At 46.6% G+C, this 13,366-nt stretch carries 9 protein-coding genes; 3 read left to right on the top strand and 6 right to left on the bottom strand.

Going from position 1 to position 13,366, the window contains the following annotated elements:
• Positions 1-27: 27 nt before the first annotated feature.
• From MHM94_RS18250 to MHM94_RS18240, 3 genes are all read right to left on the bottom strand, one after another.
• On the bottom strand, positions 28-1,422 hold the full coding sequence (locus MHM94_RS18250) for a M20/M25/M40 family metallo-hydrolase (RefSeq protein WP_235420170.1): 1,395 nt from the start codon (positions 1,420-1,422) through the stop codon (positions 28-30).
• A 114-nt stretch (positions 1,423-1,536) separates the two neighbouring features.
• A complete protein-coding gene (locus MHM94_RS18245; RefSeq protein ID WP_235420169.1) occupies positions 1,537-3,606 on the bottom strand; it encodes a TonB-dependent receptor in 2,070 nt (689 codons plus the stop codon).
• 51 nt (positions 3,607-3,657) lie between these two features.
• A complete protein-coding gene (locus tag MHM94_RS18240) occupies positions 3,658-4,257 on the bottom strand; it encodes a DNA-J related domain-containing protein (protein WP_235420167.1) in 600 nt (199 codons plus the stop codon).
• 72 nt (positions 4,258-4,329) lie between these two features.
• Between MHM94_RS18240 and MHM94_RS18235 the strand changes: the two genes are divergently transcribed.
• Positions 4,330-7,116: an ATP-binding protein gene (locus tag MHM94_RS18235; RefSeq protein ID WP_045979501.1), complete on the top strand. Its 2,787-nt coding sequence runs from the start codon at positions 4,330-4,332 to the stop codon at positions 7,114-7,116.
• Here MHM94_RS18235 and MHM94_RS18230 read toward each other — a convergent pair.
• The 3 genes from MHM94_RS18230 to trxA all read right to left on the bottom strand — a co-directional run bounded on the left by MHM94_RS18230 (position 7,108) and on the right by trxA (position 10,246).
• Positions 7,108-8,370: a methyl-accepting chemotaxis protein gene (locus MHM94_RS18230; RefSeq protein WP_138508518.1), complete on the bottom strand. Its 1,263-nt coding sequence runs from the start codon at positions 8,368-8,370 to the stop codon at positions 7,108-7,110. The two genes, MHM94_RS18235 and MHM94_RS18230, sit on opposite strands and share 9 nt — an antisense overlap.
• A gap of 116 nt (positions 8,371-8,486) precedes the next feature.
• Positions 8,487-9,746 (bottom strand): transcription termination factor Rho, encoded by a 1,260-nt coding sequence (gene rho / locus MHM94_RS18225; protein WP_022943569.1) that lies wholly within the window; start codon positions 9,744-9,746, stop codon positions 8,487-8,489.
• A 173-nt stretch (positions 9,747-9,919) separates the two neighbouring features.
• On the bottom strand, positions 9,920-10,246 hold the full coding sequence (gene trxA, locus MHM94_RS18220) for a thioredoxin TrxA (RefSeq protein ID WP_022943568.1): 327 nt from the start codon (positions 10,244-10,246) through the stop codon (positions 9,920-9,922).
• Positions 10,247-10,337: 91 nt separating this feature from the next.
• Here trxA and rhlB point away from each other — a divergent pair, with 91 nt between their 5' ends.
• Both rhlB and gppA read left to right on the top strand, forming a co-directional pair.
• A complete protein-coding gene (gene rhlB / locus MHM94_RS18215) occupies positions 10,338-11,609 on the top strand; it encodes an ATP-dependent RNA helicase RhlB (protein WP_235420166.1) in 1,272 nt (423 codons plus the stop codon).
• A gap of 55 nt (positions 11,610-11,664) precedes the next feature.
• On the top strand, positions 11,665-13,158 hold the full coding sequence (gene gppA, locus MHM94_RS18210) for a guanosine-5'-triphosphate,3'-diphosphate diphosphatase (protein WP_235420165.1): 1,494 nt from the start codon (positions 11,665-11,667) through the stop codon (positions 13,156-13,158).
• The last annotated feature ends 208 nt before the right edge of the window (positions 13,159-13,366 follow it).

Here is a 13,366-nt window from a genome sequence, read left to right as displayed (position 1 = left end):
GCGCAACTAAAAAATGTTAGCAAGATTTTATTTTGCTTGAATTTTGTCCTTAGCATCGGCGGCCATATAGGCAAAAACGGCATACGCAGCGGTATTTTGCTTTAGCTTATGTGGTTCGATTTTATCTAAGGTGTCATCAGCGGTGTGATGGTAATCAAAGTAGTCGGTGCCGTCTTGATGCAAGGCAAACATAGGGCTCGATTGTGCTCGTTCAAACGGGATTAAGTCCGGCCCTCCTCGGGCTGAGTTTGCGCCGATATAGGTTACATCAAGAGGTTTCAGTTGCTCAGCAATCGCGCGCACTATAGGTAAGGATTGGGCATGCACGTTCGATTCGAACGCATACACGACATCGGCGCCAAAATCCGATTCGGCGGCGGCAACGATGTGCTCTAACTCATCACTATGTGCTTTGACATAATCTTTAGCACCCCACAGGCCAAGCTCTTCAGCGGCAAAGAGAACAACACGAATACTTCGCTGTGGGCGTTTCACCGCTGCCACATGCTTTGCTGCTGCCATGGTGATTGCAACGCCTGCGCCGTCATCTAAGGCACCGGTGCCTAAATCCCATGAATCAAGGTGGCTAGCTAAGAGAACGTATTCATCAGGTTTACTGTGGCCAGTTATTTCACCAATCACGTTGTAGCTCTCGCCCTGTCCTAAATCTTCGGTTTGTATATTGATGTGCACGGTGACTTGTTCGCCGAGTGCGATAAGTCGCGCAATTTGATCGGCATCTGGGTTGGCAATAGCCACATTGGGGATCTTGCTTACCCCTTCTTTATAGTGACTGCCACCGGTATGAGCAAAACGGTGATGGCTGGTGCTGACTGAGCGCATCATATAGCCAATTGCGCCTTTTTGGGCTGCGACAACGGCGCCTGAACTGCGCGCTTTTACTGCAGGCCCATAACCGTTGCCATCAATATCACGGTTCATGCGATAGTTCACATAGGCAATTTTTCCTGCTAGCGAGCCGGCGGGTGCAGCTTGTAACTCTGCCAGCGTTTCAAATAACACGATAGGAGCGGTTAGGCCGTCTTTTGCGGTGCTGACGCTGTTGCCTAAAGCCGTTAGATGCAGTGGCTGTTTGCTAGGAGTGAGTATATGTCCTGATTCATGATAGCGACGCCAGTGTGGGAAGTGGGCTTTTTCGAGCCACACTTTATCGAAGCCGAGCCGTTCGAATTGAGCTTTGGCCCAAGCGACGGCCTTTTTATCATTCTCGGTACCCGGCAGGCGAGGGCCGACCTCGGTGGTAAGGGACTCTACGAGCTGCCAACTTAACTCGCTGTTTTGTGCCTGCTGACGAATTTGTGCGGTGTGTTGTAATTGCTCAGTGGTAAATTGCTCTGCGGCTGCTTGCTGTATTGGCGCTAATGCGAGTAGGGGCAGTGCCAACAAAGAGACAAACTTCATGGTTGTTCCTAGGTCTAGAGATAAAAGTGTATTTAATCACATTCATACTCATGGTGATAATTTATGCGCTAGGTCGGGAGGGAAGGAGGCCGCCAATTGGCGACCTCTTTATGGTTAGAAGCTGAACTGGGCAGCGAGGCGGAAGTTCGTGCCTTCGCCAACAGTGACATTACTGACGCCACCGCCGGCAAGGTAGTCAGTATCAAATAGGTTCTCAATATTGAGTCTTAAGTCAATGTCATTACCGGCAAGCTTAAACGCGTAGGTAGCACCGACATCGACGCGCGTATACGCATCTTTCTCAACGGTATTGGCACTGTCGGCAAAGCGTTTTCCGGTGTAAAAAACGCCAGCATTAAAGGCCAGGGCATCGTTAAGCTCATAGCGTGACCACAGTGAAGCCGACCACTTAGGTGCATCCGCAGGGCGGTTGCCCTCATAATTCTCATCACGTTCGTATTGAGCATTTAAATACATAGTGGACGCCATGACGAAAAAACGATCGGTGACCGCGCCCTGTGCGGCGAGCTCTAGGCCCTTATGACGCTGCTCGCCAACCTGTGTAGTGATTGAATCATAATCAGGGTGTTCAACGAGCTCAGTGACTAAGGTGCCGTCTTTACTGATATCAAACAGTGAGCCGCTTAGCAGTAAACGGTCATCGAACAACTGCCACTTAGCACCGAGCTCTATTTGCTCAGAAGTCACAGCGTCAAGTTTCATATTATGATTCTTGTCGGTTTCATTATTGAGCTTATCGGCGCCCTGCGGCTCGAAGCCTTCTGAGTAGCTGAGGTAAATCGTGGCGGTATCCAGTGGGTGGTAAAGTACGCCTAGTTTAGGAAGTACAGATTCATTGTCGGCACCGGTTTTATTTTGCTTATCGTAGCGCCCACCAATAGAGACTTGCCACTGTGGGTTCACAGTGATCAAATCCTGAATATAGATACCATAGTAGTCATATTCTGCGGTGTATAAGCTATCATCGCTCTGATAGCTTACATTGGGGCGGCTTGGCTGTTGCTGAGCGAGTGTGTAATCCACTGCATCTGCGCGGGTGCGAAGCTGTCCATAATAGTAATCTAGACTATTGGCACCAATCAGTAGTTGGTGTTGCATATTGGCCAGCTTAAATTCGCCAACAAAGTCGATGTAGGCGGTAGTAAATTGCCAATCATCAAAGCGATCATAGGGGCGCGAGGTGTAGCTATCACCGACTTGATAGTCGCTCGGTTTGCGCGGTGCTGACTCAAAACGTTGGCGCTCGAACGTTTGCTCGTTGTAGCCTACTTTCACTTGCCACTGGTTGTTAATGAAATGGCGTACATCAAGACCGATATTTTCCACAGTAATATCAGTGAAAGCCCAAGAAAAATCGTAAATCGTTTTATCGTCACCGATAAGCTCGCCATCGTTGTTTAGCCAAGCCCCAGTGTCTAATCCTGTTTTATCATCGGTGCGGTCGTAATGTACGCGTATTAAGGTGTCGTCCGTGAGGTCATAATCTAACACCACAGCGCCCAAAAAGCGGTCTCGTTCGCGTTCTTCGCCATTGGGGTATTCGCGCCAGAAGTTTACATCTTGCTTGACTAAAATACCGCGTCCGCGCAGGCGCTCATCTTCGGTTAGTGCAGAGCTTGCATCAAGCATAAAGCGAGTGGAGCCGTGTTGATCGATATCTGCCGCAAGGTTAATAAATTGATTGGCGGTGGGCTTTTTAGTCACCATATTGACCAATCCGCCCGGACCAGACTGACCATAGAGGATACTCGAAGGGCCTTTGATAACCTCAACACGCTCAAGAATTTCAATTGGTTGTTGGTAATGAGACCAATGCTGGTGGCCATCGCGTAAGTAGCCAGTCGATGAACTTAAGCCAAACCCACGCATGTTGAATGTTTCTCGGTTACGCTGTTTCGAGCCCGATGTAAGGCTGGCGTCATTACTCAGTACTTCGCCGAGTGTGGTGGCCAGTTGCTCATTAACGATAGTGTCAGGAATAACAGTCACAGACTGAGCCGTCTCTAGCAGTGAAGTATTTGTGCGTAAGGCGCCTGAAGCGCTATCCACTTTATAGTCGTTAAAATAAGAGCCGACGACTTCGATCTTTTCCATGTTTTCAGTTGCGAGAGTCGCGGTAGGGAAGGCAGCTGCGATTGCTAAGGTGAGCGCGTGGCGGTTCATAATAATTACCTAGATAAAAAACAACGTTGCGCATGTTAATGAAAGTAATTATCAATTGCAATTGTTATTTTTTACTCGCACGTATTGAAGTAACTGTTGGTATTCATTATGAATTTGTTGAAAGTCTGCGTTACTGTGGGTGTTTTTATCCGGGTGGTACGCAAGCGCAAGCGCGCGCCATCGCTTTTTTAGTGCCTGCATTTGAATCGGCTGTGACAATTTCCAACGTTTGTTAATACGTGCTAGGGTCGTATCGTCTAAAGTGTTAATGGGCAAGGCTTGCCAAAACTGGTCTAACAAGTCTATAACTTGCTCGCGAGATAAGGCGTAATTCTGCCAATTGAGGTAATATTCTCGCAATGAATCGTTGCTGCTAGGTCGTTGTTTTGGGTGGCCGTAAACGAGCTGAATATGTAAACTAGATATGGACAAATAGCAGTCGCTTTTGAGCAATTCATCTTGCAGCTGAAACAGTGCATTCATAATGATGAAGTTGCGTTTAGCTAAATCGGCCATGGAGTCTTCATCCAGGCGGCCAAGGTGACCGTGTGCTTTTAATTGGCTAGCCAGGGTATGGACTTTCCAACTTTGACCGTCCGTCAAGAGCGCTAAAATAGGCTCTATGAGTGGGTTGTAATGTGAGTCGTCCATAATAAAACCGTTAACGTAATTGAGATTGCCCAGCGTAGGGTGTACAGGGTTTAAAATACAGTGAAATGGAATATGTCGCAAAGGAAGCTCCCTCGGTTACTGGTGTGTATCCAGTTACTTGTATGCTCACTTTTTACTAGCCTGAGCTATGGTGATGCGCTGATTGACGATATTCGCTCCCAACCTCAGCAATTGCAACGTGATTACGCCATCAGCAAACTCGCTCAACCTCTTTCTGAACCTCAACAATTAGCAGTCAATGCCTTTATCGCCAAACAGTTTTTTGAAGACAGTAACTACGAAAAGGCGGCTCGCTACTATTTACGCGCGGAGCAACTAGCTGCAAAACACGGCACGGTAATTGAGCATTCGCGATATGCACAGATGCAAGGCGTTAGCCACTACTACCGGGGTCAAGATTTAACCGCTATCGAAGATTATCTTCGCGCCATCGAGATCATCGAGCAAATCGACAAACCCATTATTGCAGCCCATTTATATAATAATATTGGCCTGGCTTATTCTGGCGCAGACCAAATCGAAGCGGCCATCGCCTCTTATTCAAAGGCAAAAGAGCTATACGATGAATATGGCGACGAATATGACCAAGTTAATATCATGCACAACATCGCCGTTGCTTATATGGACTGGTACCGCTTTGAAGCTGCATTTGATATTTATGAGCAAATAGGTGATAGCTTTGAGCGTTTGGGGGATACCATAGGGCAAGCGCAAATGGAGACTAACTTAGGCTCTATTTACCAATCACGTATGGATTTCGAACAAGCCGAAATTTACTACCAAAAGGCTCTGGTGAAGTACCAAGAAAATGGCGACCGCCCAAACCATATTGTCAATCTTATTCGCTTAGCTGAATTAAACTTTGTGCAAGGGCGTTTTGATGCCGCTTATACGCAAATGCGTGATGCCCAAGCGCAGGCTGAGGTAATGGATAATTTGCATTACAACAGCAATATTAAAGAAATTGAAGCCAAGTTGCTGTTCGCTAAAGGTCAATATAAACAGGCACAGCAAGCGCTGCGAGAGGTATACACCATGCGCGAGCAGGTGACCGATGACAAAGCCTCTCCTGCGATTTCCTTAATTGAATTACTCGTGACTGCGGCGCAGGGTGATCATGTCAAAAGCGCATTGCTATACGAGCGCTATGAGCGCCAGCAGCAAGAGATGCTAAGCAACAAAATAGCCAGTTCCTTGAATGATTTCCAAGCTAAGTACAATGCCACTGAACTACAACAACAGGTTGACTCGCTCAAGCAACAGCAACAGTTAGATAAACTCGAAGCGCAGCAGCGTCGTCAAATGACATTTCTAGCTGCAGGTATATTGATATTGGCTTTTATCAGTATAGTGCTGTTATTCCGGCGCTCTGCCGAGCGCAAAGCCACGGCAATGCTAGAGGATAAAGTAAAGCAACGCACCAAAGAGCTGGAGGAGCTAGCCGATCAGCTCAGTGCGGCAAACGAAATAAAAAGCCAATTCTTGGCCAATATCAGCCATGAAATACGCACTCCCTTGACCTCTATTATGGGTCAAGCGCAAGCAATAATCGAAGGCGATGTGCCCGCCGAGCAAGTAGCCAAGGAGCTACGAGTTATCTACAACAATAGCCAACATCTCGGAGAGCTGATTAACGATGTACTCGATTTGAGTAAAATCGAGGCCAACAAGCTGGAGTTGGTTATTTCAACAGTGAGTATTTGTTCCTTGCTTGCGGATATAAATGCCATGTTCCAGCCAAGCGCATCACAAAAAGGCATTCTTTTTCGTATTAATAATAAGTTGCCAGCAAGCTTCGGCGCGGAGTTTGACTACATTCGAGTAAAACAGGTGCTGGTGAACTTATGCTCTAATGCGGTGAAGTTCACTGAGCAAGGTGAGGTTGAACTTGCTATTACTGCTGATGAGCAAGGCGTGTGCTTTCGTGTAAAAGACACCGGGATTGGTATTGCTGAAGATAAGCTTGATGCCATTTTTGCGAACTTTAGCCAAGGTGATAACTCCATCAGCCGGCGCTTTGGCGGCACAGGCCTCGGTCTTAGCCTATCGCAGCAACTAGCGCAGATTATGGGTGGAGATATAAGCGTCTCCAGTGTTTTGGGGCAGGGCAGTACATTTAGCTTCTATATCCCTTGTCGTTGTATGGAAATGGACGAGCGCAGCAACGACACGATTCAGGCAGCACGGGCCCTGAGCTTTTCCGGTGAGGTGGTACTGGCCGAGGATCACGAGGATAACCGTAGACTAATTGAGCGTCTACTTACCAACTTAGGTATTAAAGTGCACAGCGCTGCTAATGGTGAACAAGCTGTAGAGCTTACTTTGCAGCACTGCCCTGATTTAGTGTTGATGGATATCCAAATGCCAAAAATGGATGGTCTTGAGGCTCTTAATTTGTTGCGCCAATGTGGCTATACGCAACCGATCATCGCTTTAACGGCGAACGCCATGACCCATGATATTGAGAGGTACAAAGCTGCTGGGTTCACTAATCACTTGGCGAAACCTATCGAAAAAGAAGAGTTTTGCCGCACCCTAGAGCACTTTTTGAATGTTGAAATAGACGCTCGTGCGGCTCAGAGTGTGGATATGAGCGACTTGCACGAAAGCTTTATGCACACCTTGCCAAGAGAGATCGAAAGCTTAGTAAATGCACACGCTCGTAATGACCTCGATGAAATTAAGGCCGTCGCCCACCGCTTAGCAGGGGCTGCGCAGATGTTTGCCAGCCAAACCATTGCGGAGTTGGTATGCGATATTGAACTTGCGGCAAAGTATCAGGATAAAGAGCAAGTCGGCGTATTAATCGAAGACTTGGCAAATCTGGAACTAGAATAAATCAATATCACCCGTAAGGTCCTCACTATGGCTTGTCTTTTGCGGCAGCGCATCTATGTGTTTTCGGCTGGGATCATTACGTTTGCGGGTATCATAATGTTCTTCACTGGTAATAAATAAGCTTATCTTCTGCTCTATACACTGTGCGAGATTGAGCAAGTCTTGTGATGATACTGATTGTATCCGCGAGCTAGACAGCGCGTCTGAGTTGAGCTCTTGCATGGCATCGACGCAGCTTTGCGCTCTATCCGACAACGTATGCTGTTGCTGCAGTTGACTGCGGATTTGTTCTGAATGGGCGCTAATGTCGAGCATGGAATGCTCTATTTGGTCGACCTCGTTAGTTGCTTGCGCGGATAATTCAACGGTTTCCTGTGTCAGCGAGATGCTTTGTTGCATCAACTCGGTGACCCGCTGCGTCCCTTGCTGAATATGGTGCACCATTTCCCGCACTTCACTGGTGGATTTGGTTGTGCGTGCGGCGAGGTGGCGAACTTCGTCAGCGACCACAGCAAAGCCACGGCCCATTTCACCCGCGCGTGCCGCTTCAATCGCGGCGTTTAATGCCAGTAGATTGGTTTGTTCAGCAATGGCATTGATAACATCAATCACCGAACTAATTTTTTCGCTGTCTTGTTGCAACTGCGCTAATTCATCGTTGGTTTGTGCTATCTGTGATGACAGCGTTTGCATGCTGCGCTGGCTTTTATCAGCATCGATTTTGGTTTGCTTTACTGAGTTTGTTGCCAGCTCCAACGAGCCACAAATATTGTCAATGCCATCGCCGAGTTGGGTCGTAATGTGCAGCATGTCATTAAATGAGTTTACCATGTCGTTACCATGAGTACTTTGCATCATCGCTTTTTGAGTTACAGAGGAATAGGTATCGGTAAGTTCATCAGCCATCGGAAGAAGGCGTGCAGAGCTGGCATGAATCTCCATGATTAAGTGCTCAATAGTGGCTAAGCAGCTATTGAATACCAGGTAAGATTGGGGAGCGTGTTTGCTGTCATCAAAGCGAAAACTGACGTTCACTTTTTCTCCATCTACCAAGTGCTGTGCTAGGGCAGCGGTCAGCTCATGGTCTTGTACAGAGCCTTGCTTCAAAACGTAGATAAATAAGGCGAGGATAACCACAGTGGGCAATAAAATAAGTGCGGTGTGCCACCACGATGATGTGAACTGGTAGGCCACTATCACTTGCGTGAATGTTAATACCGCCACAAAGAGAAGGTAAAAATTTCTAAGATTCATTAGCTTACTGATTATATTTTGCCCTATCTAAGATATAGACTAATCTCGTCTAGGCGCAAAATAAAAAGGCCGCGACTGCAAAACAGTCACGGCCTAGGAGTAAGCTAAAGCAGTTATTACTTGCGCTTCATCGAATCAAAGAATTCATCGTTGGTTTTACACATGGCAAGCTTATCGATGAGGAATTCCATGGCATCGATTTCCGACATGTCATGGACAATCTTACGTAAAATCCACATCTTCTGAAGCTCATCTGCCTTGGTGAGTAATTCTTCGCGGCGTGTACCTGAGCGATTGAAGTCAATTGCTGGGAATACGCGTTTCTCTGCAATCTTACGGTTAAGGTGCAGTTCCATGTTACCTGTACCCTTAAACTCTTCGTAGATGACCTCATCCATTTTTGAGCCGGTATCAATTAGAGCTGTAGCGATGATGGTCAAGCTACCCCCTTCTTCAACATTACGCGCTGCACCGAAGAAGCGTTTTGGTTTATGTAGCGCATTCGCATCAACACCACCGGTCAGTACTTTACCTGATGATGGGATTACGGTGTTGTAGGCGCGGGCTAAACGGGTAATGGAGTCTAAAAGAATAACCACGTCTTTTTTGTGCTCAACCAGACGTTTGGCTTTCTCAATTACCATTTCGGCTACTTGTACGTGACGGCTGGCAGGTTCATCAAATGTTGACGCTACTACTTCACCTTTCACCAAGCGCTGCATTTCTGTTACTTCTTCTGGGCGCTCGTCAATCAGTAAAACCATCAACTCACAATCAGGCTGATTGTAGCTGATAGACTGGGCAATGTTTTGCAGCAACATGGTTTTACCCGCTTTTGGCGGAGCAACAATCAGGGCTCGCTGACCCTTACCAATTGGTGAGGCTAAATCCAGCACCCGTGCGGTGATGTCTTCGGTACTACCATTACCACGTTCCATGCGTAAACGTTCGTTTGCGTGCAGTGGAGTAAGGTTTTCGAAGAGGATTTTAGTACGGGAGTTTTCAGGTTTATCGAAGTTAACTTCGTTCACTTTTAATAGTGCGAAGTAGCGTTCACCATCCTTAGGTGGACGAATCAGTCCCGCAATCGTATCGCCAGTACGCAAACTGAAACGACGAATTTGGCTTGGCGAGACGTAAATATCATCAGGGCCGGCTAGGTACGAGGCTTCAGAGCTACGTAAAAAGCCAAAGCCGTCTTGCAAAATCTCCAAGACACCGCCGCCATAAATGTTTTCACCGCTTTTGGCGTGCGCTTTTAAGATTGAGAAGATAATATCTTGTTTTCTAAGGCGGGCTACGTTTTCTAAGCCCATAGACTCGGCTAGTTTTACAAGTTCTTTGATAGACTTGTCTTTCAGTTCGCGTAAATGCATATTGGTGGGTTCTTTAACTATTTATCGTCTCGAAATGGAAGTATCCCGAGTGAGGTTTTTGGATAAACTTAGGATTGTTGGGGTTATAAACTAGCAGCTCGAAAGCGCATCGTCCAGTGTTTAAACACAATTGTAGAGTAAAAAAGGGCCAAAGCCCTTTTTTAACGGCGTGATTACAGGTTGTTCTCTAAGAACTCAACTAGCTGAGCTTTAGATAATGCACCTACTTTCGTTGCTGCAACTTGGCCATCTTTAAATAGCAATAAAGTTGGAATACCACGAATACCAAACTTAGGCGGAGTGCCTGCGTTTTGGTCGATGTTGAGTTTGCCAATGCTTACACGGCCGTCAAATTCGCCAGCTACTTCGTCAAGGATTGGCGCAATCATTTTACAAGGTCCGCACCATTCAGCCCAAAAGTCGACTAGTACAGGCTTGTCTGATTGCAATACGTCAGCGTCAAAGCTGTCGTCAGTTAATTGGATAATTTTATCGCTCATCACGTTCTCCGTTAATTTTGGCGAATTTATTTAGTGCGTATTTAAACACTCTTGTTTCTTATTGCAAGTTTAAGCGTTATGCTTTATCGCTATGAATAAGACACATTTAACCGATAAAAAATTTGCAGACTTTGCTTTAGCACCGGAAGTGGTTGCCGGATTGCAAGCAAGTGGCTTTGAATACTGCACGCCAATTCAGGCAAAGTGTATGCCATACATTATGGCTGGCCAAGATATTGCTGGTCAGGCACAAACGGGCACCGGCAAAACTTTGGCGTTTCTTACGGCCACTTGCCATTACTTATTGCGTAGTCAAAAGCCATCGGGTCAGCAACCAAGAGCCCTGATCATGGCTCCCACTCGGGAGCTCGCGATTCAGATCCACAAAGACGCAGAAATCTTGGCGCCACACTGCAACCTTAAACTAGGTTTATTATATGGTGGCGAGGATTATGAAAAACAACGGGCACAGCTGGAAAAAGGTGTTGATATCTTAATTGGCACCACGGGACGATTGATCGACCTTTATAAGCAAGGTTGTTACACCCTCAATGATATTGAGGTGGTCGTCCTTGATGAAGCCGACCGTATGTTTGACCTTGGTTTTATTAAAGACATCCGTTATATGTTTAGGCGGATGCCAGAAGCAAGTGAGCGACTGAACTTATTGTTCTCCGCGACACTGTCTTATCGTGTCCAAGAGCTCGCGTTTGAGCACATGACAAATCCAGAGCATGTGCAAATTGAGCCGGATCTGAAAACGGGTAAGCGTATTCAAGAAGAGCTGTTCCATCCTTCACAAGAAGACAAGATGAAGCTGCTGCTAACCTTAATTGAAGAAGAATGGCCAGATAAAGCGATTGTGTTTGCTAATACTAAACACAGTTGCGAAACGGTATATGCATGGCTTAAAGCTGACGACCACAGAGTTGGCCTATTAACAGGCGATGTCAATCAGAAAAAACGTCAGTCTATCCTGGCGCAATTCACTAAAGGTGATTTAGACTTTCTGGTAGCTACGGATGTAGCCGCTCGCGGATTGCATATCCCGGAAGTAAGTCATGTATTTAACTATGACCTACCGGATGACTGCGAAGACTATGTGCATCGCATCGGTCGAACTGGGCGCGCTGGTGCTTCAGGACACGCTATTAGCTTTGCCTGTGAGCAGTATGCATATAACCTTCAAGAGATAGAAGAGTATATAGAACACAGCATCCCATTATCCCATTATGACAAGAGTGCATTGTTGGATGACATCAAAGCACCAAAAATGATTAAACGCCGAGGGCCGCAAGGACGCTCTCGTAATGGCGGTCGAGGCCAAGGCCAAGGGCAGAATCGGCGTCGTCAGCCGCGTTAGAAGTAAATGATCCCCAAGCTTGGCCTATGCCAAGCTTTTTTTGAGGTAATAACAAGTGGTGAAACCTTCCCTCCAAGATGATTTATATGCGGTAATCGATCTTGGCTCAAACAGTTTTCACATGCTGATAGCTAAGACCGTTGCTGGCTCTTTGCAAACAATTGGTCGGGTTAAACGTAAAGTACGTCTTGCAGCAGGGTTAGACGCGCAAATGTGCCTGAGCCAAGAGGCGATGGAGCGCGGTTGGGAGTGCTTGGCCTTATTTGCTGAACGCTTGCAGGATATTCCTGCCCATCAGGTGTGCATTGTTGCCACGGCAACGCTGCGCTTAGCCACTAACGCCGAAGAGTTTAAGAACCGTGCGCAAGAGATTCTCGGTCACCCGGTGAATGTTATTAGTGGTGAAGAGGAAGCTAAAACCATTTATCAAGGCGTTGCACACACTTCTTCATGCAGTGGCAAGCAACTGGTTATTGATATTGGTGGCGCGAGCACCGAGGTGGTGATCGGTGAAGGGTCCCACCCTATACATTATCAAAGCCTCAATATGGGATGTGTTACCTACCTAGAAGCTTATTTCAAAGACGGCGCTTTAAGCCAAGAAAACTATAATGCTGCTATTGCTGCGGCGAAAAATATTGTCGAGCCGATCGCCGCTAAGTATAAACACACCGGATGGGACTATGCCGCTGGTGCATCGGGCACCGTACAAGCAATTCAAGAAATTATGGTCGCACAGCGTCAGGACGAAACACTGACCCTGGATAAGCTCCATGATATTCGACAGCTAACGGTACAATATAGCAATATTGATAGCCTTCAACTTCCTGGCTTAAGCGAAGAACGTCGTTTGGTCTTTGTCTCTGGATTAGCAATCCTGATTGCTATCTTTGAAGTGTTAGAAATTGAAGCGATGGGCTTGGCCGGTGGTGCGCTTCGCGAAGGGGTGCTCTATAGCATGATCCCCGAACTACAGCGTAAAGATATTAGACAACGTACTATCGACAGCTTTGTTACCCGTTACCATGTAGATCATAGCCAGGGTGAGCGCGTAGCCTGTATCGCCAAATTGCTCGCCACACAACTGGCCAGTGATTGGCATTTGAATGAGACTGATCACGCTTTACTGCATAGCGCCGCAAAACTCCATGAAGTGGGTTTATTAATTGAATATAAGCAATATCCAAAACACGGCGCTTATATTCTTAAAAATACCGATATGCCAGGGTTCACTCGTCAACAGCACTTATTAGTGACGATGTTAGTGCAAAGCCACAAGGGGGACTTGAGTGCAAACCAGTTTGAGTCCCTTGGTGCGCACCAACAACTAGCGATATGTTTGGTTAGAGTTTTGCGTTTAGCTGTTATTCTCTCTATGCGCCGTAAAGATGATGTACTGCCGCAACTAGCCATTAATGCTCAAGGTGAGACACTCATCTTATCTATAGACTCGCAATGGTTAAAGCAACACCCGCTTATGCTAAGCGAACTTAACCAAGAGACACTCTACCAACGTAATGCTGGTTGGAAGTTAACCATCCAACAATAAAAGTCCCACAATAAAGCCGCCGAACAGCGGCTTTTTGTATTAATTTAAGCCGTAATGCCTAAATTAAAAGCAAACGATCCATTTTTTGCAGTTTTCTTTAAAAAAGGGGTTGCGTGGAAATCGAATCTCCCTATAATGCGCATCCACCGACACGGCGGACTGCTTACAAACAAGCACTTCAACGAGTTGGGTGAGTCAAGTAAAACTG

This window comes from Pseudoalteromonas sp. CNAT2-18.1 (assembly GCF_022347865.1).
GTDB classification, from domain to species: Bacteria; Pseudomonadota; Gammaproteobacteria; order Enterobacterales; family Alteromonadaceae; genus Pseudoalteromonas; species Pseudoalteromonas ruthenica.
The sequence above is the reverse complement of the archived record's forward strand: the minus strand, read 5'-3'. Positions and strand labels throughout refer to the sequence as shown.

What these genes read in the sequence shown, in the direction of transcription:
- MHM94_RS18250 (WP_235420170.1), bottom strand. Translation starts at nt 1,422, where the DNA reads ATGAAGTTTGTCTCTTTGTTGGCACTGCCCCTACTCGCATTAGCGCCA.
- MHM94_RS18245 (WP_235420169.1), bottom strand. Translation starts at nt 3,606, where the DNA reads ATGAACCGCCACGCGCTCACCTTAGCAATCGCAGCTGCCTTCCCTACC.
- MHM94_RS18240 (WP_235420167.1), bottom strand. Translation starts at nt 4,257, where the DNA reads ATGGACGACTCACATTACAACCCACTCATAGAGCCTATTTTAGCGCTC.
- MHM94_RS18235 (WP_045979501.1), top strand. Translation starts at nt 4,330, where the DNA reads ATGTCGCAAAGGAAGCTCCCTCGGTTACTGGTGTGTATCCAGTTACTT.
- MHM94_RS18230 (WP_138508518.1), bottom strand. Translation starts at nt 8,370, where the DNA reads ATGAATCTTAGAAATTTTTACCTTCTCTTTGTGGCGGTATTAACATTC.
- rho (WP_022943569.1), bottom strand. Translation starts at nt 9,746, where the DNA reads ATGCATTTACGCGAACTGAAAGACAAGTCTATCAAAGAACTTGTAAAA.
- trxA (WP_022943568.1), bottom strand. Translation starts at nt 10,246, where the DNA reads ATGAGCGATAAAATTATCCAATTAACTGACGACAGCTTTGACGCTGAC.
- rhlB (WP_235420166.1), top strand. Translation starts at nt 10,338, where the DNA reads ATGAATAAGACACATTTAACCGATAAAAAATTTGCAGACTTTGCTTTA.